The organism is Candidatus Poriferisodalis sp., from assembly GCF_965208555.1.
Taxonomy (GTDB): domain Bacteria; phylum Actinomycetota; class Acidimicrobiia; order Acidimicrobiales; family Poriferisodalaceae; genus Poriferisodalis.
On the sequence record NZ_OZ242342.1, the window covers coordinates 2,674,735 to 2,698,255 of the forward strand.

At 68.2% G+C, this 23,521-nt stretch carries 17 protein-coding genes and 1 tRNA gene; 13 read left to right on the forward strand and 5 right to left on the reverse strand.

Going from position 1 to position 23,521, the window contains the following annotated elements; genetic code table 11:
• The first annotated feature begins 6 nt into the window (after window positions 1–6).
• Window positions 7–1,158 carry an acyl-CoA dehydrogenase family protein gene (locus ACOGXE_RS12310; RefSeq protein WP_419931202.1) on the forward strand — a complete coding sequence of 384 codons (1,152 nt, stop codon included), beginning with the start codon at window positions 7–9 and terminating at the stop codon, window positions 1,156–1,158.
• Between the two features lie 33 nt (window positions 1,159–1,191).
• Here ACOGXE_RS12310 and ACOGXE_RS12315 read toward each other — a convergent pair whose 3' ends face one another.
• Complete coding sequence (locus tag ACOGXE_RS12315) at window positions 1,192–2,070, reverse strand: polysaccharide deacetylase family protein (RefSeq protein ID WP_419931203.1); 879 nt, start codon at window positions 2,068–2,070, stop codon at window positions 1,192–1,194.
• Between the two features lie 195 nt (window positions 2,071–2,265).
• Here ACOGXE_RS12315 and ACOGXE_RS12320 point away from each other — a divergent pair, with 195 nt between their 5' ends.
• From ACOGXE_RS12320 to ACOGXE_RS12350, 7 genes are all read left to right on the forward strand, one after another.
• Window positions 2,266–3,789 carry a DUF3179 domain-containing (seleno)protein gene (locus tag ACOGXE_RS12320; protein ID WP_419931204.1) on the forward strand — a complete coding sequence of 508 codons (1,524 nt, stop codon included), beginning with the start codon at window positions 2,266–2,268 and terminating at the stop codon, window positions 3,787–3,789.
• Between the two features lie 63 nt (window positions 3,790–3,852).
• Window positions 3,853–3,925: transfer RNA gene (locus ACOGXE_RS12325), tRNA-Glu, on the forward strand.
• Window positions 3,893–5,524 carry a class I adenylate-forming enzyme family protein gene (locus tag ACOGXE_RS12330; RefSeq protein WP_419931205.1) on the forward strand — a complete coding sequence of 544 codons (1,632 nt, stop codon included), beginning with the start codon at window positions 3,893–3,895 and terminating at the stop codon, window positions 5,522–5,524. The genes ACOGXE_RS12325 and ACOGXE_RS12330 overlap by 33 nt, the downstream gene beginning before the upstream one ends.
• 16 nt (window positions 5,525–5,540) lie before the next feature.
• Window positions 5,541–7,064, forward strand: coding sequence for an FAD binding domain-containing protein (locus ACOGXE_RS12335; RefSeq protein WP_419931206.1), 1,524 nt, complete (start codon window positions 5,541–5,543; stop codon window positions 7,062–7,064).
• Window positions 7,061–9,388: a xanthine dehydrogenase family protein molybdopterin-binding subunit gene (locus ACOGXE_RS12340; protein ID WP_419931207.1), complete on the forward strand. Its 2,328-nt coding sequence runs from the start codon at window positions 7,061–7,063 to the stop codon at window positions 9,386–9,388. Before ACOGXE_RS12335 ends, ACOGXE_RS12340 begins: the two co-directional genes overlap by 4 nt.
• A 78-nt stretch (window positions 9,389–9,466) precedes the next feature.
• Window positions 9,467–10,513, forward strand: coding sequence for a helix-turn-helix transcriptional regulator (locus tag ACOGXE_RS12345; protein ID WP_419931208.1), 1,047 nt, complete (start codon window positions 9,467–9,469; stop codon window positions 10,511–10,513).
• Window positions 10,510–11,481 carry a helix-turn-helix transcriptional regulator gene (locus ACOGXE_RS12350; protein ID WP_419931209.1) on the forward strand — a complete coding sequence of 324 codons (972 nt, stop codon included), beginning with the start codon at window positions 10,510–10,512 and terminating at the stop codon, window positions 11,479–11,481. The genes ACOGXE_RS12345 and ACOGXE_RS12350 overlap by 4 nt, the downstream gene beginning before the upstream one ends.
• An 18-nt stretch (window positions 11,482–11,499) precedes the next feature.
• Here ACOGXE_RS12350 and ACOGXE_RS12355 read toward each other — a convergent pair whose 3' ends face one another.
• Window positions 11,500–12,306, reverse strand: coding sequence for an endonuclease/exonuclease/phosphatase family protein (locus ACOGXE_RS12355; RefSeq protein ID WP_419931211.1), 807 nt, complete (start codon window positions 12,304–12,306; stop codon window positions 11,500–11,502).
• 76 nt (window positions 12,307–12,382) lie between these two features.
• Between ACOGXE_RS12355 and ACOGXE_RS12360 the strand changes: the two genes are divergently transcribed.
• Together ACOGXE_RS12360 and ACOGXE_RS12365 are read left to right on the forward strand one after the other, a co-directional pair.
• Entirely contained in the window at window positions 12,383–13,126 is a 744-nt protein-coding gene (locus tag ACOGXE_RS12360) for an alanyl-tRNA editing protein (RefSeq protein ID WP_419931212.1), read from the forward strand.
• A gap of 81 nt (window positions 13,127–13,207) precedes the next feature.
• Window positions 13,208–14,836 (forward strand): DNA-methyltransferase, encoded by a 1,629-nt coding sequence (locus ACOGXE_RS12365; RefSeq protein WP_419931213.1) that lies wholly within the window; start codon window positions 13,208–13,210, stop codon window positions 14,834–14,836.
• 4 nt (window positions 14,837–14,840) lie between these two features.
• Here the strand turns inward: ACOGXE_RS12365 and ACOGXE_RS12370 are convergent, their stop codons facing one another.
• The 3 genes from ACOGXE_RS12370 to ACOGXE_RS12380 are packed head-to-tail and all read right to left on the reverse strand — an operon-like array spanning window position 14,841 to window position 16,431.
• Window positions 14,841–15,560 (reverse strand): PIG-L deacetylase family protein, encoded by a 720-nt coding sequence (locus tag ACOGXE_RS12370; RefSeq protein WP_419931214.1) that lies wholly within the window; start codon window positions 15,558–15,560, stop codon window positions 14,841–14,843.
• 28 nt (window positions 15,561–15,588) lie between these two features.
• Entirely contained in the window at window positions 15,589–16,203 is a 615-nt protein-coding gene (gene cofC, locus ACOGXE_RS12375) for a 2-phospho-L-lactate guanylyltransferase (RefSeq protein WP_419931215.1), read from the reverse strand.
• A 21-nt stretch (window positions 16,204–16,224) separates the two neighbouring features.
• Window positions 16,225–16,431 carry a hypothetical protein gene (locus ACOGXE_RS12380; protein WP_419931216.1) on the reverse strand — a complete coding sequence of 69 codons (207 nt, stop codon included), beginning with the start codon at window positions 16,429–16,431 and terminating at the stop codon, window positions 16,225–16,227.
• Between the two features lie 168 nt (window positions 16,432–16,599).
• Between ACOGXE_RS12380 and ACOGXE_RS12385 the strand changes: the two genes are divergently transcribed.
• The 3 genes from ACOGXE_RS12385 to ACOGXE_RS12395 are packed head-to-tail and all read left to right on the forward strand — an operon-like array spanning window position 16,600 to window position 23,506.
• Window positions 16,600–20,790 carry an SbcC/MukB-like Walker B domain-containing protein gene (locus ACOGXE_RS12385; protein WP_419931218.1) on the forward strand — a complete coding sequence of 1,397 codons (4,191 nt, stop codon included), beginning with the start codon at window positions 16,600–16,602 and terminating at the stop codon, window positions 20,788–20,790.
• Window positions 20,787–22,379: a TIGR02677 family protein gene (locus ACOGXE_RS12390; RefSeq protein ID WP_419931219.1), complete on the forward strand. Its 1,593-nt coding sequence runs from the start codon at window positions 20,787–20,789 to the stop codon at window positions 22,377–22,379. Before ACOGXE_RS12385 ends, ACOGXE_RS12390 begins: the two co-directional genes overlap by 4 nt.
• Window positions 22,376–23,506: a TIGR02678 family protein gene (locus ACOGXE_RS12395; RefSeq protein WP_419931220.1), complete on the forward strand. Its 1,131-nt coding sequence runs from the start codon at window positions 22,376–22,378 to the stop codon at window positions 23,504–23,506. Before ACOGXE_RS12390 ends, ACOGXE_RS12395 begins: the two co-directional genes overlap by 4 nt.
• Window positions 23,507–23,521 lie beyond the last annotated feature (15 nt).

Below are 23,521 nucleotides of genomic sequence, written 5' to 3' on the forward strand. Positions count from 1 at the left end.
CGAATCGTGCAGTTGACCGACGAGCAGCAGCAGATCCGCGAGGTGGCACGCAGCTTCGCGCAGCGCGAGATCGCTCCATTTGCCGCCGAGTGGGATCGGGACGGGGGCACCCCCCGGGAGCTCTACCAGAAGATGGCCGACGTCGGGCTCATGGGGGTGATGATCGACCCGCGTTGGGGCGGCGCCGGTGCCGACTTCGTGTCGTACGCACTCGCCATCGAGGAGATCTCCGCCGCGGACGGCGGGATCAGCAACATGATGGCGGCGAACAACTCGCCGGTTGCCATGGCAATCCAGCAATCCGGCACGGACCAGCAGCGGCGCGACTATCTCACCAGGCTCACCAGCGGCGAGTGGTTGGGCTGCATCCACCTCACCGAGCCCCACACCGGCTCGGATGCCGCGGCCATCCGCACCCGGGCTACCCGAGACGGCGACGAATACATCCTGAATGGCCACAAAGCATTCATCACGGCCGGTTCCAGCGCGGGTGTGGCGATGATCGTGGCCGTGACCGATCCGGATGCTGGCAAGCGAGGCATCACCACCTTCATCACGCCGACGGACAACCCCGGATACCAAGTCATAGCCAAAGAGTCCAAGCTGGGACATCGCACCAACGACACCTGCCAAGTCGTCTTCGAGGACATGCGCGTGCCGGCCAGTGATGTGCTCGGCGAGCCCGGCAGGGGTCTCGGCATCGCCTTGGGCAACCTGTCACTGGGCCGGATTGCAGCCGCTGCGCAGGCCACTGGCGGGGCGCGGGCGGCGCTGAAGGCCGCCCATTCCTACGCCCGGGAGCGAGAGGCGTTCGGGCGGCCGATCTTCGAGCACCAGGCGATCTCGTTCACGCTTGCCGACATGGCCACGCAGGTCGAGGCGGGACGCCAGCTCTACCTGCATGCAGCCCAGATGCGCGACCAGGGTCTCGAGTGTGCCCGGGAGGCATCGATGGCCAAGCTGTTCGCCGCTGAGATGGCCGAGCGTGTGGCGTCGAAGGCCATCCAGATCCACGGCGGGTACGGCTACCTGAACGACTATCCGGTCGAGAAGATCTACCGCGACGTGCGGGTGTACCAGATCTACGAGGGCACTTCGGAGGTCCAGAAGATGCTGATCAGCCGCATGCTCGACGGCATTGATGGCATCGACAGTTAGCAGCGCCTCAGACGCGCAAGCCGGCCGCTCTCGTCACTCGATGCCGAGCTGGCGGCCGGCCCGCCACGCCTCGGCCACGTCGCACATGCGGGTGTAGCTCACGCCGAGATCGGTCATCTGTTCGATCCACCGCTCCATCTCGTAGAGGCGGCCGCCGCGCCCGATGGCCTGGGGATGGAAGGTGACCGTGCACACTCCGTGCTGCACCTCGCTGGTCATCCATTTCACATCCGACAGGAACGTGTCGAACATCGTTCCGGGGTTTTCGAGGCCGGTCAGGATGGTGTTCTTGAACGTCACGAACTCGAGGTGCACGTAGTCGTCGAGGTGCCAGCTGAACGGCAGCTCGACCAAGTCGACCTGGGTGCCGAATTCCATCGGCCCGTCCAGCGGGAACTGGTCGCCGGTGCGCAGCCAGTAGGGCGCGTAGTCGTGTCCCATCAGCGAGGAGTCGTAGCTGAGTCCGTATTCCATCAACAGGTCGATCGTCCATGGATTGATGTCGCCTGAGGGTGCCCGGTAGCCCTTCGGGGGAGCCCCGGTCAGTGCCTCGATTTGCGCGTACGTCCGCTCGAGGATGGCGCGCTCCTCGTCTTCGCTGAGCCGGGGGTTGTACTCGTGGGCGTAGCCGTGCAGCCCGACCTCGCAGCCGGCGTCGACGACCATCTTGGCGGCATCGGGATAGGTGTCGATCGAGTGGCCGGGGATGAAGAACGTGCACGGAATGTCGTGGCGCGCCAGCAGTTTCAGGATCCGCGGCACGGCGACCGCGCCGAACTCGCCGCGCGAGATGGGCGTGGGCGTGGTCTGGCGGCGCGCGATCCACAGCGACGGTCCGTCGAAGTCGAATGTCAGGCAGACATAGCCCGCCGGGTTGTCAGGTATCGCACCGTTGCTGACGCCGTTGTCCATCGGACTCCCCCTTCGTCGTGCCGCCGCAGCAGCCGCTCGCACTTGCCGTTCTAGCCCAACGAGCCTGACCATGGCGCAGCGGGAGGCTGCCATAGGCTCGGCCGCCGTATGCGCAAGCTGATCTGCGGGCTCTTGGCAGTGAGTGTGCTTGCCGCCGCTTGCTCGACCTCGCCGGGAGAGGATGCGGGCTCCGCAATGGCTGAGCCGCCTGCGACCTCGTCAACCCCCCCGGCTGATTCGGCTGACAGCGCAGCGGGCTCCGGGGCCGCCGACGACGACATGGGGCCACCCGACACCACACCCTCCGAAGCGCCGACGCCGACGACTCAGCCGTTCTTTCCCGGTACCGAGGACGGGCGCCCGTTCCTGGAGCTGACGCTGCTGGAGAAGATCGATGAGTTCTTGGAGCTGCCGAATACTGCGTTCGCAGCGAACATCGCTGGCGAGATGGGTTTGAGCGGCGAACAGCGGTGGGTTCCGTGGATTCTGGACATCATGCGCTTCGGCGGAACGCGGAACGTGAATGACACATCGATGCGTGCGCTCGAGACCATCACGGGCATCGAGAGCTCCGGCGACTTCAACACGGACTACGTCCGGTACGGCTCGTGGTATCGCACCTACGGCATCGATCCAGGCGAGGGCTACGAGGAATACAAGCGGGTGCTGTACGCCTATGTCGCCTACGAGTACGACGAGATATTGGCTCAGGTCACCGACCGGTTGACGCTCGGGGCCATCCAGTGGGGCGGTGTGCGTCGCGGCGGGATACCGGAGTTGAACAACCCCGAGCGGCTGACGCCGGTCGAGGCCGATTTCATGACCGATGACGAGCTGGTGCTGGGCTTCGTGATCGGCGGGGAAGCCGGGGCCTATCCGGTCCGCTTCTTGGCGCGTCATGAGCTTGCCAATGACGTTGTCGGCGGCGTACCGGTGGCGCTCGGCTACTGCACACTGTGCCTGACGGCGCTGATGTTCGACCGGCGTCTGCCGAACGGCGATGTGCTGACGTTCCAGACATCAGGACTGCTGATGGACTCGAACAAGATCATGATCGACAACGAGACCGAAAGCCTCTGGAACCACCTCTCGGGCACCGCATTCGCCGGTCCGCTGGCTGGTACGAAGCTCGAGCAGTTCCCGGTGGCCACGGTGCGCTGGTCGGACTGGCTGGCCGATCACCCCGGCACGTTCACGCTGGACACACCCCCGCCGACGTTCTTCCCCGAGCTGCCCGAACGGCCGCCGATCGCGTACGACTACACGCCAGGCGCGGCGTACCGCTCGTACTACTCCAGCGAGGACCTGTGGTTCCCGACATTCGAGACTCCCGACGTGTTCGAGCTCAAGGACGAGGTGGTGACGGTCGATCGTGGCGATCACGCGCTGGCGCTGGGACTTGCTGCACTGGAGCGGGGGGATCCGTTCGTGTATGTCCTCGGTGACGAGCCGCTGGTGATCGTGCCGAACCAAGGGGGTGCCCGGGTCTACAGCGCAGCTGATGTGGAGGGGGTGCCGGCCGCAGCCTGGCGTCACGGCGCCACCGTCGAGGTGGCTCCTAGGGGAGTGCAGCACGACGAGCTGCGAGTCAACGGTGTCGACGGGCGCAATCGTGTCGACGTCCGGCTGCCGCGCATCGTGTCGTCGCAGTCGTTCTGGTTCGCCTGGTACGGCCTGCATCCCGACACTGAGATATGGCCGCCGCCCGACGGGGGCTAGGCGCCAGTTGGCAGGTCGAGGCCCCGAGGGCCGTGGCTATGCTGGCTCCTCGCATCTCAACCAGCCCCCATCGTCTAGCGGCCAAGGACACCACCCTCTCAAGGTGGCGGCACGGGTTCGAATCCCGTTGGGGGTGCTCGTGGCCGTTTCGAGCCCAGCGTCGGATTGGCACCGGCACCTGCCGGCTGGCTTGCACGCCGACGATGTCGACTTGTCGACGGGCGGCACGTTGCCTGCGGTGTGGCTGGATCGCTGGGCGGCCGACCCGCAGCGCGCCGTGGTGTGGGACGCCCAGGCGGGTTGGGTGACCGGTGCCCAATTGCTCGGGAGTGCGCAGCAGGTGGCTCGGCGGCTGGCCGCAGCCGGGGTGGGAGCCGGCGACCGCGTGCTGATGAGCGGTCCATCGTCGGTTCGGCTGGTCGCTGCACACACGGCGCTGCTGGGGATGGGCGCAGTGGTGGTGCCGCTGAACGGCGCATACCGGGCCGACGAGGTTCGCAATGTCGTGGCGGACTGCCGTCCTGCGGCGGCGCTGATCGAAGATGTCGGCAGCCCCGGCGAGTGGAGGCAGTGGATCACCTCAGCGGACCGGGCGGTGCTGACTGACGATTTCGACGTCGGCGAACTGGGCGATATCGGCCCTGACGGTGCCAGCGGCGGCGGCAGTCCCGATCTGGCAGGGCGGGTTCGCCAGCGCCGGGGCGACGAACCGGCGCTTATCGGCTACACCTCCGGCACCACCGGGCGCCCCAAGGGAGCGGTGCTGAGCCACGCAAACCTGCTGGCCTCGGTACGGGCGCTGGAGCTGGCGTGGCGATGGACGGCCGATGACGTGCTGGTGCTGGCGCTGCCGCTGTTCCACATGCACGGCCTCGGCGTCGGGTTGCACGGCACGCTCACCGTGGGTGGACGGGCCGTGCTGCTGCCGACGTTCGACCCTGACGCTGTCTTCGATGCGATTCGTGAGCACCGAGCCACGGTCTTCTTCGGCGTTCCCACGATGTACTCCCGGCTGGCGGCTTCGCCGCGCGCCGGCGAGTTGTCGGCGCTGCGGCTGTGCGTGTCGGGATCGGCACCTATGCCCGCCGAGCTGCACGACGCCGTGCGCAGGGCCAGCGGTCAGCACGTCATCGAGCGCTACGGCATGACCGAGACCGTGATGCTGGTGTCGAACCCCTATGACGAGCCGAGGCGAGCGGGCACCGTGGGATTCCCGCTGCCCGGCGTGGAAGTGCGGCTTGATGCGCTCGACGCCGACGCCGAGACCGACGCTGCGGAGATACTGGTGCGGGGCCCCAACGTGTTCTCGGGCTACTGGGAACGGCCCGAAGCCAATGCCGAGTCCTTCGATGGGGAGTGGTTCCGGACCGGCGATCTCGGCGCGTGGGACGACGGCTACCTGCGAATCGTCGGGCGGGCGAAAGAACTCGTCATCTGCGGCGGCTTCAACGTGTACCCCCGAGAGGTCGAGGAAGTCATCGCCTCCCATCCGGACGTCATCGAGTGCGCCGTCGGTGGCGAGCCCGATTCTGAGTGGGGCGAGGTGGTGGTTGCCTATGTCGTCGCTGAGCGCGAGTTCGGCGACGGCGAGCTCAAGGACTACGTGGGCGAGCGTCTCGCGTACTACAAGCGGCCCCGCCGCACCTACCGCATCGCCGCGTTGCCGCGCAACGCGCTCGGCAAGGTCCAGCGCCATCAACTCGGGCCGGGGGTCGCTGGCGAGCCGGCCATCTGACACCCTTGTATGCCGAATGCTTGAGCTTCACGAAGTGCAGCGGGCGGCCCCGCTGCCAGCACGCTATGTGGCTCCCGGTTCGCTGAGCGAGGCGGCCGAGCTGCTCTCGTCGCACGGCGCTGCGGCACGGCTGATCGCGGGCGGTACCGACCTGATGCTTGAGCTGTCCCGGGGAGCGCGCTCGGGAGTGGAACTGCTCGTCGACATCTCGGTCCTGCCGGGCCTCGACCGGATCTCCTACGGCGACGGCAGGGTCACGCTGGGACCGCTCGTCACCCATGCCGATGTCATCGCCTCGGCGCAGATGCTCACTGCCGGGCTGCCGCTGGCTCAAGCCTGCCTTGAGGTGGGTTCGCCGCCGTTGCGGAACCGGGCGACCGTGGTCGGCAACATCGTCACCGCCAGCCCGGCCAATGACACGATCTCAGCGCTCGTGGCATTGGGCGCCGACGTCACTGTGACCTCAGTGAGGGGCGAACGTACTCTGCCGCTCGTCGAGTTCATTGTGGGCTTCCGCCAGACCGTCCTGGCGCCCGATGAGATTGTCACTGCCGTTGCGTTCGAAGCGCTCGACGGCGGAGACCGCCCCACTGGGCGTCGCGGCGTGTTCGTGAAGCTGGGCCTGCGCCGCGCACAAGCCATCTCGGTGGTCCATGCCGCGGTCGTAGCGGAATTGCAGGGAACCGATGTCATCGATCTCGTGGTTGCCCTCGGCAGTGTCGCACCCACGATCATCACCGTTCCCGAAGCCGCCGAGGCGGCGATCGGTCGAGAGCTGAGCGAGGCCGCCGGTGACATTGCCGCTGCCGCGCAGCGTGCGGCAACCCCCATCGACGACATCCGCGGCAGCGCCGACTATCGGTCGCACGCTGTCGGCGTGGTCGTGGGCCGAGCCGTCGCGGCGCTGGCCAGCGGCACCGAGGCCGACCGCTGGCCTCCCGAGCCGCCGTGTCTGGCACCCGCAGCAAGCCGAGTCCGAACGCCCGCGCCGTCGAGCGCGCTGGACCGACCCGGGGATCTCGTCACTGCGACGGTGAACGGCGCGCAGCGCAGCGCAACCGGTGCGGCGGGCAAGACGCTGATGGACTGGCTGCGCGACGACTTCGGCCTGACGGGCACCAAGGAGGGCTGTGCCGAAGGGGAGTGCGGCGCCTGCACGGTGCATCTCGACGGTGCGGCCGTGTTCTCGTGCCTGGTGCCGGCAGGCCGGGCGAACGGTGCGACCATCACCACCGTGGAGGGCGTGGCATCGCCGACTGGCGAACTGCACCCGTTCCAGCAGGCCATGGTGGATACCGGCGGGGCACAGTGCGGGTTCTGCACGCCGGGATTCGTGATGAGCGCAGTGGCGCTGCTGGACGAGATCGCCGAGCCCACCGCAGAACAGATCACGATCGGCCTGTCGGGCAACCTCTGCCGCTGCACCGGCTACTGCTCGATCATCGAGGCGGTGAACACTGCCTCGGTTGACGCGGGGGCGGTGCATACCGCCTCGGTTGACGCGGGGGCCGTCGAAACCGCGGCGGGGGGCACGTCGTGAGGGAGGGCGCCGCTCCCGGCACTCCCGGCGCGGCCATCGAGCTGGAGATGCCAGCGCAGCAGTCGGGCGGCCTGGGCCAATCGCCGCCGCGTGCCGACGGGCCTGCCAAGGTCGCCGGGCTGGCCGGCTACCCGGCGGATCGCATTCCTGCCGACGCGCTGTGGGCCTTCGCGGTGTTCACCGATCAGCCCCATGCCCGGCTTTGCCGCCTCGATCTCGAGCCTGCCGAGCGATCACCGGGCGTCGTCGCGGTGCTCGGCTCGGCCGACGTGCCCTGCAACGAGTACGGGCTGACCAAGTTCGACCAGCCGGTCTTCGTCGGCCTCGAGCACTCTGGCCGCAGCCCGGTGCCCTGTGACGTCTCCCGCTGGGAGGCCGATCATCTCGCGCTCATCGTCGCTGAAAGCCTGGAGGAGGCGCGTGCCGCCGCTGCTGCCATCGACGTCGAGTGGGAGCCGCTGCCGGTCGTGACTGATCTGGATATGGCGCTTGCGCCAGACGCGCCGCTCGTGCACCCCTACGAGGGCATCGGCTCGAACCTGTACGAGTCCATGCGCACCCGCAAGGGCGACCTCGACGCCGGCTTCGCAGCCGCTGCGGCGGTCGTGGAGACCACCTACGAAGTGCCGTACCAGGAGCATGCATACCTGCAGCCTGAGGCGGGCACCTCGTGGGTGGATGCCGAGGGCATCGTGAACGTCGAGATAGCGGGCCAGTGGGTGCACGAAGACCGCGAGCAGATCGCCCATGCGCTCGACCTGCCAGAGGATCAGATCCGGGTGCGCTATCCCGCCATCGGCGGTGCATTCGGCGGGCGCGAGGACACCTCGATGCAGATCATCCTGGCGCTCGCCGCCTGCCGGCTGTCTGAACGGGGTATCGACCGGCCGGTGGCCATGCAGTGGTCACGGGAAGAGTCCATCGTCGGCCATCACAAGCGGCACCGCGGCCGCATCTGGGCTCGCTGGGGCGCCGACCGCGATGGCAGGATCACCGCGGCGGCGGCCGAAGCCTGGCTGGATGCGGGCGCCTACAACTACACCTCCAACAAGGTCATGGGGAACCTGCACCTGGGCCTCGGCGGGCCCTACGAGCTGCCCAACGCCGCCATCGACACGCATGTCGTATACACCAACGCCACTCCAGGGGGAGCCTTCCGGGGCTTCGGCGCGCCGCAGGCAGCTTTCGCAGTCGAGTGCCAGGTCAACAAGCTGGCCGAGGCGCTGGGCATGGACCCCGTCGACATCCGCCGGGTCAACACCCTGCGAGAAGGATCGCCGAGCATCGCCCACACGCCGATGCCTGCCGGCGTGACCATGCCCGAGGTGATCGAGGCCTGCGCTCACGCCGCAGCCCTGCCAGCCGAGACCGCCACGGCCCATCGACACCTCTTCAGCCCGTTCGGCTCGTTGCCGGGCAGGCCGTCATCGCTGCGCCGCGGTCGCGGCTTCGCCTGCGCGTTCAAGAACGTCGGGTTCTCATTCGGCTTCCCCGAGCGCTGCGAGGCCACGATTGTCCTGCACGGCGAACCCGGCGACGAGTCACCGACATCGGTCGAACTGTCGCACGCCGGTGCCGACGTCGGCCAGGGCGCCCACACGGCTTTCCTGCAGATGGCGGCCGAGGCGACCGGGGTCGACCCATCCAAGGTCGTGGGCCGCTTCAGCGACACCGGCACGTCGGGGGACTCGGGATCGGCATCGGCGTCGCGCCTGACGTGGATGGCCGGCAACTCCATCCTGGGCGCCGCTGAAGAGGCCGAGAAGGCGTGGCGCGAGGGCGATCGGCCGGCGATCGGGCACTTCCGGTTCACGCCCCCGCCCACCACCGAGCTCGACCCCGAGACTGGTGAGGGCACGCCGAACTTCTCCTACGGCTACGTCGCCCAGCACGTGGAGTTGACCGTCGACATCGACACCGGTCACATTCGCATCGACCGGGTGATCAGCGCCAACGATGTCGGCCGAGCCATCAACCCGCGCTTCGTGGTCGGCCAGATCGAGGGCGCGGTCGCGCAGGCGCACGGCCACGTGCTCAGCGAGCACCTTCGCAGCCGGGACGGTCGCCTGCTGAATCCCCGCTTCTCCACGTACCTGATTCCCGGCATCGGCGATATCCCCGTGACCACAGAGAGCGTTGTGCTGGAGCTGGCGGATCCGCTGGGTCCGTTCGGCGCTCGCGGCATGGCCGAGATGGGTGTGATCCCGTATGCACCGGCGGTGGTCGCGGCGCTGGCGGACGCCACCGGCGTCTGGATGGATGACTTCCCGTTGACGCCCGAACGGGTCTGGACAGCGCTCGCACGAGCAGGCGTCGCCGCCTGAGGGCCGGCGTCCGACCGCCTCCAGGCCGGCTCCGGAACTCATCGGGCCTCTCGGCGGGGCAGTCCTACACTCCCGAACGTGGCAGCGCAATCACGCCCGGACGCGACCGAGCGCGTGATGGAGCTGATGATGTACCTGCTCGCTCGCGATGTGCCGAAGACCCGCGAGGAGATCTGGCGAGACACCGGGCTGTATGCCCCCGACGGCACGACGGATCGGCGCACGCTGGACAGCGCCCGAGCCTCGTTCGAGCGGGACAAGGCGCTGATCCGCAATCTCGGCGTGCGGATCACCGAGTCGATGGAGCACGACGGCGCCACGTCGTACACGATCCGGCCCCGGGACTATTTCCTGCCCGACCTGCAGCTCACGGCCGACGAGCAGCTCGCGCTGCGCTTTGCTGCAGCTCGGGTGGACATCGGCGAGACCTGGGATCTCGAAGCTGTCGCCAAGCTCACGAGCACCGAGGCCGCTGTAAGCGGCGAGGGCACGGCGGCAACCAGCGGCGGCACGGCGCGGGCAGCATCGGACGGCAACGACGCCGAGCCGCTGTCAGCAGATGTATCGCTGGAAACGGCGGCAGCGCAGCAGACCGCCGGGTCGCTGCTGCCGAAGCTTGCCGCTGCGGTTGCTGAGCGAGCCCTGGTCCGTTTCGCGTACGGCGGCCGCGAGCGAGACACCCAGCCGCTGGGCCTGCTGTGCCGGGCGGGCTACTGGTATCTCGCTGCGCGCGAAGACGACGTGGTGAAGACATTCAGGGTGGATCGCATGGAGGGAGATGCGCAGATTTCCGAGCGTGGAGCATTCGCTCGCGCGGATGTCGACGTGGCCAGCCTGCTCCCGTCGGAGCCGATGGAGATCGACTTCGGCGCCGACTTCGAGGCCCGTGTGCGCATCGACGCAACCATGGCGCAGCAGCCCACAGCGGAGCGAGGCCGAATCGTCGAGCGGCACGATGACGGCTCGGTGACCGTCACGGCGCGGGTCCGCAACCGCGCCGCATTCCGGCTGTGGCTGCTGGACATGGGCCGTCACGCCGTCGTGGAGTCGCCGCCCGAACTGGTCGGCGAGATCACGTCGTGGTTGGGAGCACTGGCCGCCGAGGCAGGGGAAGCCGGACGGTGAGAGGGCCCAGCACCTCGGTCAAGATCGAGCGCCTGCTCGCCATCGTCCCATGGGTGGTCGAGCGAGGCGGTGCCACGGTGGCCGACATCGCCGAGCGATTCGAGATGCCAACCGGTGCTGTGTACGACTTGCTGCTCGCGGCCATGTGCTACGAGGTGGTGGGGGCGAGCGCCTATGAGAACCTCGGCATCGTCGTGTTCGGCGACGACGGCGACGGTGAGGACGCCAGCGAGGCGTGGGTGCATGTCGAACCGGGCGCCATGCTGGATCGGCCGCTCAACCTGTCGGTGCCGCAGGCGTTCGGAATCCTGGTAGCGGGGCAATCTGCGCTGGCCCTGCGCGGCGCCGACCGTTCAGGTGCGCTGGCGACTGCGCTCGACAAGCTGCGTGCGGCTTACGACGAGCGAGTACGGGTGTCGGTGGAGCTGCCGCTGCCGCGCAGCCTGCCGACGCTGCGGGAGGCGGTGCGCGCCGGCACCACCGTCAGCATTCACTACTACACCCCCAACACCGACGCCGTCAGCGAGCGTCGAGTGGACCCGCTGGACGTCTCGCTGGCCGACGGCCACTGGTACCTGCGGGGCTGGTGCCACCTGCGCCAGGACCTGCGCTCGTTCCGTGTGGATCGCATCGAGGAGTGCAGCGATACCGGTGAACCGCATGGCCGTAGCCCCGAGACGGGGGAGGCGACGGCAATCGCGCCGGCCGAGTCCGACGAGACCACCGAGGTGGTGCTGTCGATTCCTCGCAGCGACCTCTGGCGGGTGGAGTCCTACCCGTCCCGGGAGGTACGGGTCGACGGGGATCAGTGCATCGTCACCTACGCCATCCGCAGCCCGCTGGTGCTCGGCCAGATGCTGCTGCGCCTTGGCGCCGAGACGCGCGTTGTCAACGCAGCCGAGCTGCCTCCCGGGCTGGCCGACGCCGGCCGCGCCGCGGCCGCCGAGATACTGGCGCTCTACCGCTAGCAGCCGCGCCGCAGCGGGTCAGTCGACTAGGTCCACGACGAGGCCGTAGTGATCCGACGGCACGACGCCGTTGACTGCTTCGGTGCCGACGAGCCGGATGTTCTTGATGTTGCCGGTCGGGACCGGCCGGGGCGTCGAGACGAACACGTAGTCGATGCGCCGGTTGGGCCACATGGCCTGCGACAGGTATGGGTTCTGGCCGCTCCAGGTGAAGCCCGGGCCGTCACCGGCCTGGGCCCAGGCGTCGCTCCAGACCAGCTCGGGCACCGGTGGCGGCCGCTCGCCGGTGAGCAGGCGGATCTCTTCGGAGCTGGGCACGGCGTTGAAGTCCCCGGCCATGACCACTGGGAAGCCCTCCGGATCGTGATGAGGCGCCGCCAGCTCGCAGAGCGTGGCCACTTGCGCTTGCCGGATCTCGCTCAGATAGAAGCGATGTTCGAGGTGGGTGCAGATGACGGCCACTTCACCGTCTCCGCGTGCGATCCGCGCCACCACGGCCGTCCGGTGCCCGGACTGCTGGCCTTCGGGCAACGAGGGGTCACCGACCGCCAGTGAGTGCGAGCTGGACTCGATGATCGACTCCCTGGCAAGGATCGCGTTGCTGAACGACAGGCCTCGTCGCCCGAAGCGCGGGTGGTGCGCGACGTCCATGCCGAGCGCCTCGCCGAGCAGGTCGGCCTGGTTGGGGCCGTCGCGCTCGGCCCAGATCTCCTGGCAGCACACGATGTCGGCTTCGAGCTCGGCAAGCGTGGCCGCGATGGCGCCGTGGCGAGCTTCCCAGTTGTCGCCGAAGCGCCACCACAGGTTCCAGGTCACGATGCGCACGGCGTCACCGTAACGGTCACGCACCGCGGTGAGCTGACTGACCGATGTGCAGCCCGGCGACGTATCGTCTGCGCCGATGACTGCCGTGCCGAACGCCGAACAGGCCACCGATCAGATCTACCTGCGCGATGCCTACCTGCAGAGTGTCGAGGCCACCGTGGTCGATGTGCGTGACGATGCTGTCGCGCTCGACCGGACCGTCTTCTACGCCACCGGCGGCGGGCAGCCCCACGACACCGGCACGCTGGCAGACGCCCACGGCAACTCCTGGCAGGTGGGCAACGTCCGCAAGGAGGGCGACCTCGTCTGGCATTGGGTGGACGCCGAGCCGCCCCCTGCCGGAACCGCGTTGACCGGCACGATCGACTGGGACCGGCGGCTGCAGCTCATGCGCACCCACACCGCCCTGCACATCCTGTGCGGCGTCATCTGGAACGAGTGGGGCGTGCTGGTGACCGGAGGCAATATGGAGCCGCTGGCAGCCCGGATGGATTTCGAGTTCAGCCCGCTGCCGGAGGGCTTCGCAGCGCGGGTGACCGAGCTGGTCAACGCCGAGATCGCCGCGGATCGGCCCATCGAGGTCAGCTTCCTGGAGCGCTCGGCGGCGCTCGCCGATCCCGAGCTCATCCGCACCAAGGTCAACCTGATCCCCGAGTGGGTGACCGACATCCGGGTCGTGGACATCGTCGGGCTCGACCGCCAGGCCGACGGCGGCACGCATGTGGCCTCCACCGGAGCGGTGGGCCGGTTCGAGATCATCAAGACCGAGTCGAAGGGCAAGGGCAACAAGCGCGTCCGCATGGTGCTGCACGACGCCTGATTCGCTCTCGCTCTTGGCGGGCGCGCGTCTGTTCGGCGCCCGCTCTTGGCGGGCGCGCGTCTGTTCGGTACCTTGTGGAAAATGACTCCCCGGGAGCCACTGGGCGGAGCGGGCTTGGCTGCACCGTCCGCTCGCCGGACGGCGACGTCCCGATTCGGTGCCTCACGGCGCGAGGGCCATGACGCATCGGCGTTCTACGCCCGTTTCACGCCGCCGATCCTGTCCGACGACGACGTGGTGGCCCGCGGGCCCGCGCACGACCCGGACTTGCTGGCACGCATCGGCGACGGCTGCTTCTGCGGGGACGCTCGCCGCATGGCCGAACTGCCCGATGCCTGCGTGGCGCTGGTGGTCACCTCACCGCCGTACTTCGTCGGCAAGTCCTACGAAGACGCGATTGCAGCCGGTGCTGACCGCCGCATCCCCACCAGCTACTTCGACTATCTCGCGATGCTGAAGGACGTCTTTGCGGAGTGTGCACGGGTGCTGGAGCCGGGCGGCCGCATCGCCGTCAACGTGGCCAACCTGGGCCGCAAGCCGTATCGCAGCCTGTCGGGCGACGTCGCCAAGATCTTCGAGGAGCTCGGCCTGCTGCTGCGGGGCGAGATCGTCTGGCAGAAGAGCAAGGGCTCGAGCGGGTCGTGCGCGTGGGGCTCGTTCCGCAGCCCTTCCAACCCGACGCTGCGCGACACCACCGAGCGCATCGTGATCGCCAGCAAGGGCCGCTTCGACCGGGCTCGTTCGGCATCGCAGCGCGAGAGCGAGGGCCTGCCGCACCGCAGCAGCCTGTCCACCGACGAGTTCATGGAGGCCACGCTCGACGTGTGGGACATGGGGCCCGAGAGCGCGCAGCGGGTGCGGCACCCCGCGCCGTTCCCCTTGGAGCTCCCGCGGCGTCTGATCGACCTGTACACCTACGAGGACGATCTCGTGCTGGACCCATTCATGGGCTCGGGCACGACGCTCGTGGCGAGCGTGCTGTGCGGGCGGCGGCCAGTGGGCTACGACCTGAACCCCGACTACGCGGACTTGGCCCGTGCGCGCGTCGTCGCTGCGGCCTCAGCTCCGACCGAAGGCTCGCCCCGCACAGCGCAGCAGCCGCTGTTCGAACCGAGTGAGGTTTCCTCGCCAGCACGGGTGGCGTCGGATGTGCCCCGATCCGGCCTGGCCGCATCGATGACTCTTTCGGAGTCGAGTGTCCCGGCCGCGGCACCGATTGCCGATGCAATGACCGCCGACGCATTTGTCCGTCAAGCGGTGGAAGCCGGTCGCAAGGCGCACGACATCGCCAGCGAGATGCTGGAACGCTCGGGTTTCGAGATCGTCCGCAGCCCTGCCACGGTGCGCGGCTCGGGTGTGAAGTTCAGCTTCCTGGTGGCCGATCGATCGAAGCGCGAGTGGTGGATCGATGTGGCCGGGGCCTTCACGACCGTGCGGCCCGGGCTGTTGCGGGCCGACACCCTGTGGAAGGCACTGGGCCGAGCCTCGGTGCTGGCGGCCGCTGAATCCGAAGCTCGGCTGTTGATGCTGACGCCGCATCTGCCCCGGGTGGGGAGCGAAGGAGATCGTGCCCTGCGCACGCTGGGTCCGGCGACGGTTCTTGACGTCATCGAGCTGTTCGACGAAGCCGCCGCTGCCCGGCTGACGAGCTACGCCGATGGCGCTGCAGCCCCGCTGGCCGGCTTTTGGGACGACAGCGATATCGGCTAGGAGCTCACACGCTGTCGATGCGCTTGAAGAGCTCGGCGTAGGCGATCCCCGCCTGCTGGCCGCTGGCCACGGCTACGGCGTCCACCCAATCGGCGAAACGCTGCACCTGGGCGGGGTCGTCGGGGTCGGCAATGTCGTGGGTCGTCACGAATTGGCTGCGATGGCACAGCAGCGCCTCGGTCTTGGCGGCAGTCCAGCCTTCGACGTTCTCGGCGTGGTCGGGCTCGTCAGCTTCGAACAGCAGCAGCTCGTCAGGCCGGTGCGGCGGCAGGCCCTGCTCCGGGAAGAAGAACGGGTCCCGCGCCGCCACCACGCCCTCGACGGCCAGCAGCCCTGCGTGCCGATGATCCGGGTGCAGTCGATAGCGCTTCCACGGATCATGGCCGAGCACCACGGCAGGTCGAAGCTCGCGGATGACCTCGGCGACTTGGGCCCTGGTGGCCAGATCGCTGTTCAGTTCGCCGTCAACATGGCCGCCGAAGCGGACCTCGCCGGTCGCGCCCAGCGCCGCCGCAGCGGCACGCTGCTCGTCCTGGCGGAGGCGAACCAGCGCAGCCTGGTCGCAGTCAGGGTCCCAAGTGCCCTTCGAGCCGTCGGTACAGATGAAGTGGTGCACGACCGCGCCGGCGGCCGCCCACTTGGCCAGCGTGGCACCGCAGTCGAACTCGGCATCGTCAGGATGCGCGGCGATGACCAGCGCCGATCCCGGTACTGGCAGATCCACCGAGAAGCCGGCGCTTGGGCTCGGGGCCTCAACAGGCATCGTCGTGGGCACGCCCGCCGAGCTCGGCGGCGTCGAGGTCATCGGGCGTGTCGATGTCGAATTCGAGAGCGGCGACCCGCCGCACTCGCAGGTCGAGCCCGCACCGCAGCGCCTCGGCGCAGTGAGCCTCGAACGAGCCGGGCCCGTAGTGGAACTCGAAACCGGCACCCAGCGGCAGTGCCATGACATTGGTGCCGTCCAGATGTCGATCCGGGACGATGGTCACGGTGCCTGCCTCAGCCAGCCCGTCCAGCGTCTCAGCATGCGGCAAGTCGGCGTGTGCGATCACGACATGGCCAAGACCGTCGCCGCTGGTGCCGGCTGTCTCGAGTGCGGCCACGGCGGCGGCGATCGCCGGATTCAGACCGTCGGCGTCGATCCACAGCACCTCAGCGCCCACCGCGTGCGCCCACTCGGCCACTTCGTCGTTGTCGCACACGATCTTGGTCGGCAACGAGCCGGCGGCCTTGACGACCTGGCTTGCCATGGCGCGCGCCAGATCGCTGCGCTCGGACTCGCTCAAGCGGTCCGCGAGGCGGCCCTTGGCGAGCCGGAAGCCCTTGACGGGAATGAGCACGGTCGGCGTGACGCCGGTTGCAGTCACCCGCGGCGAGTGTATGGCCGCTCAGGCGGGTGGTAGCGGGTCGGTCCCGGTGTCGCGCAGGCCGAGCACCTCGGCGACGACCGCTCGGATACCCGCTTCGGCAGCGTCACGTTTGAGCTCGAGCCAACTCGCCAACGGGAAGGCGTCGCACAGCCCGACCCACTCCTGGTCTTCCTCGGACCATTCCGTGTGGAACCGATACTCGCTCGGGAGTTCGGATGTGGCCATTCTGCGCTTCCAACTCCTCGATCGCCCTCAGAACTTGGCGAACCTGATACGGCTTCGCACTTGCCCCGTGTGGCTGCAGCACCAACAGACGTGACTCCGACCACTTGACATCGTAGATGCGATGTGGCGGTCGACGACGTGTCACACCGGTTAGGTACGTTCTGCGCCGTGAGCGACGCTGCTGCTGATGGACCTGCCCGCTGGCGGCTCGAACGAGCGGGGATCATCAACATCTACCAGTACGACAACGAGGTGCTTGACTTCGCCGGTGGCCGGCTGCTGCTGCGCGGCGCGAACGGCTCGGGCAAGTCCACCGCCATGAACATGCTGCTGCCGTTCCTGCTCACGGCGAAGCAGCGCAACATCGATGCTGCGGGGGAGCAGAGCCGCCTACTGCACGCATGGATGCTGGCCGGACGCGACGACGCGCAGCCTGTCGGCTACCTGTGGATCGAGTTCCGAAGGCGTGAGGAGTTCTTTACGTGCGGCTGCGGCATCCGGGCCAACCGGCAGTCTGACCGCGTGACGACGTGGTGGTTCGCCACCTCGCAGCGGCCGTGCATCGACTTCGAGTTGGTCGTTGCGCGGGTGCCGCTGTCGGCAGACCAACTTCGGGAGCGGCTGGGGGAAGGCGCCGTGTTCCGTGAGGCCGACCGTCCTGCGTACCGGGCGCTCGTAGCGAGAACGCTGTTCGGCGGCGCCCCTCCCGAACAGCATTTCCGGCTCATCGACAAGGTGCGCAGCCCGCGGGTGGGCGACCGCGTCGACGTGGACTTGCCGAACTACCTCATGGATGCCTTGCCGCAGCTGTCCGACCGGGCGCTGGCCGATGCCGCGGCGCCGCTCGATGACCTTGATGAGCATCGTCGCAATATGGCCGAAACCGAACGCACCGTCGCGGCGCTCGGCGCACTCTTGGAGCGCTACCGCGGCTACTGCCGCAGTGACCTGCGCGAGCGTGCGACGCAGGGCCGGCAACTGTTGTCGGAAGCTCGGCGATGGCGTCGCGACGAGACGAGATTGCGCAGCGAGGCCGCCGAGGCCCAGCGGGAATTCCAGCGCCTAGGGGAGCGCATCGGCGCTGTGGAGCGTCGTGCCGAAGTGCTGCGCGCCGAGACCATGGCCATCGTCGAGTCGAGTGCATATCGGGAAGGACAGCAGCTCGACGCGGTGCGCGATCTGGTGGAAACGAAGCGCAGGAGCGCAGTCGAAGCGCAGCGCGCCGTGAATGCAGCGGCTGAGCGAGTGGACGGGTTTGTCGGCGGGGCCACCGCAGCGCAGCGTCGAAGCGAAGGCCACTTGGATCGTGTGAACCGGGCGCTCGTCGACGCATCGCGGCTGGCCGGTGCCTGCGGGCTCGCCGCCCGCCCGCCACAGGGGCTGAGCCTGAGACACGGCGACATTGACGGGGCCGATGCAGTCATGCCCGAGGCGGTCGAGACCGGTGAATCGGCGCGACGCTTAGACGAGACCAGTGCAGCCATCGGGCATCGGCGCCGTGACCTGGCGGCTGTCGGTGCGGCACAAGGACGGCTCGACGACGCCGAGGCGAGACACGGGCACACACAGACGGCGCTCGACGCGGCGCTCGAATTGCTTCGCCAAGCAGCCGAGCGATGCGAGGAGTCCGAACGGCAACTGGCCGAGGCGCACCGGGATTGGCAGGCGAGCGTCGGGCAATGGGCCGCGGATTCGGGAATGCTTGCAAGCCCGAGCATCCCGCGAGCCCCGTCTCGTGAGCAGCGGGCGGCGTTGCGCTCCGAGATGCTGGCGCCGGTAGAGGCGGCTGTTGCCCGTCAGCACGAGATTGCCGCAGCGACCGCGCACCGCCGCAGCGAGGCTCACACCGCGGTCACCGAGCAGCGGTCGGTGCTGGACGACTTGATCAGCCGTGCGGCGCCGCAGCCCCCTCGACTTGCCTGGCAGTCGTCGGACGGTTACTGCCTCGCAGAAGTGGTCGACTTCACGACGGGGTTGCAGCCTGCCGCACAGGCCGGGCTGGAAGCAGCCTTGGAGGCATCGGGCCTGCTGGAAGCACGCCCTGTCGGAGACGACGCGCTCGAGTTGGCAACGGGCGAACTGGTAGCCGTGGGGTCGCGCCGCGTCGACCGGCCGCTCAGTCTGCTGCTGCAGGTCAGCGTTCCCGAGCATCTGGCTGACGATGTGGACACTCGCGTTGTTGCTCGTCTGCTCGATTCGGTGAGCTGCGATGCTCCCGAATCTGCAAACTCGTCTGAAGAACCAGTGACCGGCATGAGCGGCGCGTACGTCGGCACCGACGGCGCCTTCGCAGTGGGCTCGCTGCGGGGCCGTCACGCAAAGCCGCAGTCCGAGCACATCGGAGCGGCGGCTCGGCAAGCAGCGTTGGCACGCGCACGCGAGGCGGCACGCCGCGAACTCGACCGTCTGCGTACAGAGGCGTTGCGGTTCGACGATCTGCACACTGAGCAGCGGCAGTTGCTGGACAGTCTGCAAACTCACCGCGACGCATTCCCGACGTCGTCCGCGCTGGACGATGCCGAACTGGCCGCTGCCTCAGCAATAGCGGAACACGACCGTGTCGACGAGCAGCGCCGAGCGGCCCAAGCCGAAGTCGATTCAGCCGAGACGGCTGCCGCGGATGCTGGCGCCGAACTGCACCGCGTGGCGGCTCAGCTCTCGCTGCCGCGCGAACATGCTGCCCGCAACAAGGTGAGCGAGGACCTGACCGATCTCGATCGTCTGCTCATTGCAGGCAACGAGCAACTGCGCACTCTTGAACAGGGCGTCCGCGACTGGGTCCGCACGGCGACGCAGCTGTGCGGTGCGCTGGACGAACGCTCCGCCGCCCGCGAGCGATTGAGCCGCGCGGAGTCGGAGTTCGAACAAACGCGCGCACGACTGGATCGGCTGACCGCATCCGTCGGCGCCACCTACGAGAAGCTTCGCAACGACCGAGACCGGCTCGAAACCGAGCAGCGCGTCGTGGAGGAAGCCCTGCCTGTCAGACGACGCGAGCGTGAAGCTGCGAACGCGATGCGGGCAACGAAGAGCGCTGAGGCGGACATGGCGGCGCGCAGCTTGTCCGCTGCCGAGGACCGTTGCGATGCCTTCCGGCACCATCTCGGTGATGTGCTGGCCACTCCCGGCTACGTGGGCGCGCTCGATGACGGCGCGATGTCCGTGGTGCCGAGCGCCGCAGCAAGCGGCAGCAGTGGCTTGCGAGAGGTGTTGGCTGGAATCGAGCAGTTGACCGCACCGCTCGAAGCACTCGACGCTCGGGCGCCGGACGATGGTTCGACGCTCGACTCGGACGCAGATCTGGTTCTCGACGGTGCCAGTCCGGCTGCCGGTGGTCGCGGCGGCACCGAGGACGATGCGAACAGCGTCGGGGCGACGGTCACCGCACAGAACGTGCGCGACTCGCTTCGGCGGCGGCGCGATTCACTCGGCGCCGGCTGGGACGCAGTCGACATTCAGGACGACGCCAACCTGCCGCTGCGCATCGAAGTCAGTTGGCCGGACGTTGGCAACGCGACGCTGCCCGAAGCGTACGCCGCCGCGGTGTCACAGCTCAAGGTGACGACCGGGCTGCTCGACCGTAAGCAGCGAGACGCGCTGCGCGAGCTGCTGCAGGGCCTCATCGCCGCCGAGATCGTCCAGAAGATGCACGGCGCCGCTCACATGATCGGGCTGATGAACGAACGGCTCAGCCGGATCTCCACCGCGCACCGCGTCGGCGTGCGGCTGCGCTGGCGTCGCTCGCCAGACCTCGACCCTGCCGTGTCCCACATGGTCGGGCTGCTCGCCAAGCCTCCCGACGTGCGCACCGTCGAGGAGACAGACCAAGTGCGGTCTGCCCTCGCGGCCCGGTTGGCCGAGGCCCGTGCCGACGAGCCTGACGCCCCGTATCGACAGCTCATCGCCCGCACACTCGACTACAAGACGTGGCACCAGCTCGATGTCATGATCCGCCGACCCGAGGCGGACGAAGCGCGCCTCAGCCGTCGCACGCCTCTTTCGGAGGGCGAGAAGAAGCTGGTCACGTACCTGCCGCTGTTCGTGGCGGTGGCTGCTTCGTACGATGTCATGGCCGCTGCGGCGGCTGCGCCGCACGAAGAGCCGCCGGGCATCGGGCGCTTCGTGCTGCTTGACGACGCCTTCGCCAAAGTCTCCGCCGACAACCATGAGGCTCTGTTTGGTCTGCTCGTCGAGCTCGACTTGGACTTCATCGCGACCAGTGAGCGGTTGTGGGGAGACCATGCGTCGGTGCCCGAGCTGTCGATTATCGAGATCGTGCGTGATCCAGCGCTGCGAACGATCCTGCTGGAGCGCTACAGCTGGCATGGGCGCGGGCTGGAACAGGTCGAAGCCGCATGACTCTCGAGCCGGCGGCCAACCCCGCTGCACGGCTGCTGTTCCGTTACATCGGGGGCGATGAATGGAACGAGTACCGGGCGATCCTCGCGGTCTTCGCCGACACATTTTTCTCCGACTTCGACGCGGGCGAGGTTCGCGAGCGGCTCGATGGCCGCGTGCTGCTCGCCGAGGAGGTCGTGGGGGACCGGCTTGAGAGCCTGCGCAAGTGGGGCAACCTGGAAGCCTCGACCGATGTCGGCAGGCCGTCGAGCATCGACGACTACTACCGCAAGCGACACCGCTACCTCATGACTCCGGCGGGACAGCAGGTGCACAACCTGGTCGAGGGCATGCTGGCCAGTGCTGACGAGCTTGCCGATCCTCAAGTCGGCCGGATGCGCGAACTGCACCGCAGCCTGGCGACGCTGGCCGACCATGCGCCCGGTGACTTTGCGGACCTCGCAACCGAAGATGCCACAGAGCTCGTGCGCTCGGTCTTCGACACGCACGAACGCTTCACCGCCGAACTGACGCGCTTCTTCCGACACCTGGACCAATGGCAGAACCGCTACGACCTCGGTCCCGATGACGTGCGGCGTTTGGCCGAGGTGATCGTGGGTTACATCAGTGAGCGCCTCGATGAGGTCGAACGGATGCGAAGGCCCATCGCTCGTTCTCTGGCGGTAATCGTGCCTCGGCTGAACGGGCTGCTGGCGAAGGTCGACCGCGGGTTGGCCGGACGCATGACCCAAGCCGGTCTCGACGATGGGTTCAGCGTTCAGCGCGTCCGGGGCATCGCAATAGACGACTGGCGCTTGCTCAGCATCTGGTTCGAGGATGCCCCGCAACGGCCATCTCGTCTGACCCAGCTCACCGAGAAGGCGCTCGCTGCGGTGAGGACACTGACGACGAACCTCAGCAGACTCTCTCGCCACGGCAGCGGCATGTCGTCGCGTCGCGGCGATTTTCTGCGATTGGCCATCTTCTTCGACGCAGCGTCAGACCAATCGCGTGCTCACGAGATCGCCGCTGCCGCGCTCGGGTTGGGTTCGTGCCGCCACGCCGGCTTCGTATCCGCAGACGTCGACGACCCCGCACCCACGAGCACACCGTGGGCAGATGCGCCCGCTGCAGCGGTGCCGGTCTCGCTGCGCAAGCGAGGGGAACGCACCGTCGGCGGGATCATCACGCCGATTCCCGACCGCAGCCCGCAACGGAGGGCGCTGAGCGAGCAGGTCAAGCGTGAGCGCGTCGAGCAGTCTGCTGCCGCGGCGCAACTGCTGGCGGCTGCTGACGGGGAAGGGCGTCTCGACGGCGCAATGCTGTCGGCCAGTGCCTTCGTACTGCTGCGCGACCTCATCAGCGCCGCCGCGCCCCGCTCCGTCGATGCGAACGGCACCCGAAGCGCTCACGGCACAGATCTTCGCTGCGAACTTCGCCGCGATCCGGCGCGGCGCACCGAAGTGTCCTGCCCGCACGGGCGCCTGACGATGCACGACGTCGTGGTCGCAGTCTTTGCCGTCGCCCCCACTGAGGCCATGGGTGCTGATTCGGGTGCCTGCGGCGGCGAACCCGGCCTAGATGCACGCCGGGCGGAGGCCGCAGCATGAGCGGGCTCGCATCCCTCGCCGCAGATCGACATGCTGACGAGCTTCGCGAAGCAGCGGGCTTCCTCGCAGTGCATCCGCTGATCGCAGCGGAACGGCATCCGGAGGAGTTCGGCTTGGTCCGGCGTCACCATCAGCAGCTAGACCAGTGGTTCACGCAGCGTTTCGGCTACCGGCTGGAGATCAGCGCTGACACGGCGCGGCTGTACAAGACCACGGTCGTGCCGAGTCGTCGGCCTCTGCGCACCGCCGGCACGCAGCCTCGTCCATTCCGGGTGGCGGAGTATCGGGCGCTTGCGCTGGTGCTGGCCGCAGTCGTCTCGGGTCCGAACGTTGTCAGCCTGCGCGATCTAGTGGACAGCATGCGAGCTGCCGCCGCGGACGCAGGAATCGAATTCAGCGTCGAGTCCGCAGATCGCAGGGCGCTGGTGACTGCCTTGCGCTGGATGATCGTCCACGGGCTCGCAATCGAACTCCACCACGGCGTGGACGCCTACCGCGAGGACCAGGACGCCGACGCAGTGCTCGAGATCCGCCCGGACCGAGTCGCTGCGCTCCCGCTGAACACGCTCGCAGGTGCGGAGAGCGTCGACCAGTTGATCGACCGGACTCAGCACCGGCGCTCGGCGCGGTCATGGATGCGGGCGTTGCTGCTCGAAGAGCCCGTCGTCTATCGCGGCGATCTGAGCGAAGCCGAATGGTTCGAGCTGCGGCGGCGGCTCGGCGAGGAGTCCGGCCACTTCGAGGAGATGTTCGGCATGTGCATCGAGGCACGCGCCGAAGGGCTGATGGCCGTGGATGAGACCGGGCGGCTGACTGATGTCACGTTCCCACCCACCGGCACCATTGGCCAGGCAGCGCTGCTGCTCATCGACCGACTCGCGCATCGAGCGACCGACCGCGCGGCCCGCGCGGATGTCGACAGCATCGTGCGCGATCTCGCCGCCGAGCACGACGCGTATTGGTCCGAGTTACGCAAGAACCCCGAACGGCTGGCAGCCGAAGCACTCGAACTGCTTGCCGATCATCGCCTGGTGGAAACTAACGGCAGCAATGGCGATGTGCTGGTGCTGCCTGCCGCCTTCCGCTACGCCGCTGAGGTGTCTCACGAGGAAGTGCCGTTGCTGTGAACGCGACGGGATTTG

Coding starts and splice junctions, on each gene's coding strand:
- ACOGXE_RS12380 (WP_419931216.1), bottom strand. CDS start 16,431: ATGGCCACATCCGAACTCCCGAGCGAGTATCGGTTCCACACGGAATGG.
- ACOGXE_RS12395 (WP_419931220.1), top strand. CDS start 22,376: ATGAGCGGGCTCGCATCCCTCGCCGCAGATCGACATGCTGACGAGCTT.
- ACOGXE_RS12390 (WP_419931219.1), top strand. CDS start 20,787: ATGACTCTCGAGCCGGCGGCCAACCCCGCTGCACGGCTGCTGTTCCGT.
- ACOGXE_RS12335 (WP_419931206.1), top strand. CDS start 5,541: ATGCTTGAGCTTCACGAAGTGCAGCGGGCGGCCCCGCTGCCAGCACGC.
- ACOGXE_RS12315 (WP_419931203.1), bottom strand. CDS start 2,070: ATGGACAACGGCGTCAGCAACGGTGCGATACCTGACAACCCGGCGGGC.
- ACOGXE_RS12360 (WP_419931212.1), top strand. CDS start 12,383: ATGACTGCCGTGCCGAACGCCGAACAGGCCACCGATCAGATCTACCTG.
- ACOGXE_RS12320 (WP_419931204.1), top strand. CDS start 2,266: ATGGCTGAGCCGCCTGCGACCTCGTCAACCCCCCCGGCTGATTCGGCT.
- ACOGXE_RS12365 (WP_419931213.1), top strand. CDS start 13,208: ATGACTCCCCGGGAGCCACTGGGCGGAGCGGGCTTGGCTGCACCGTCC.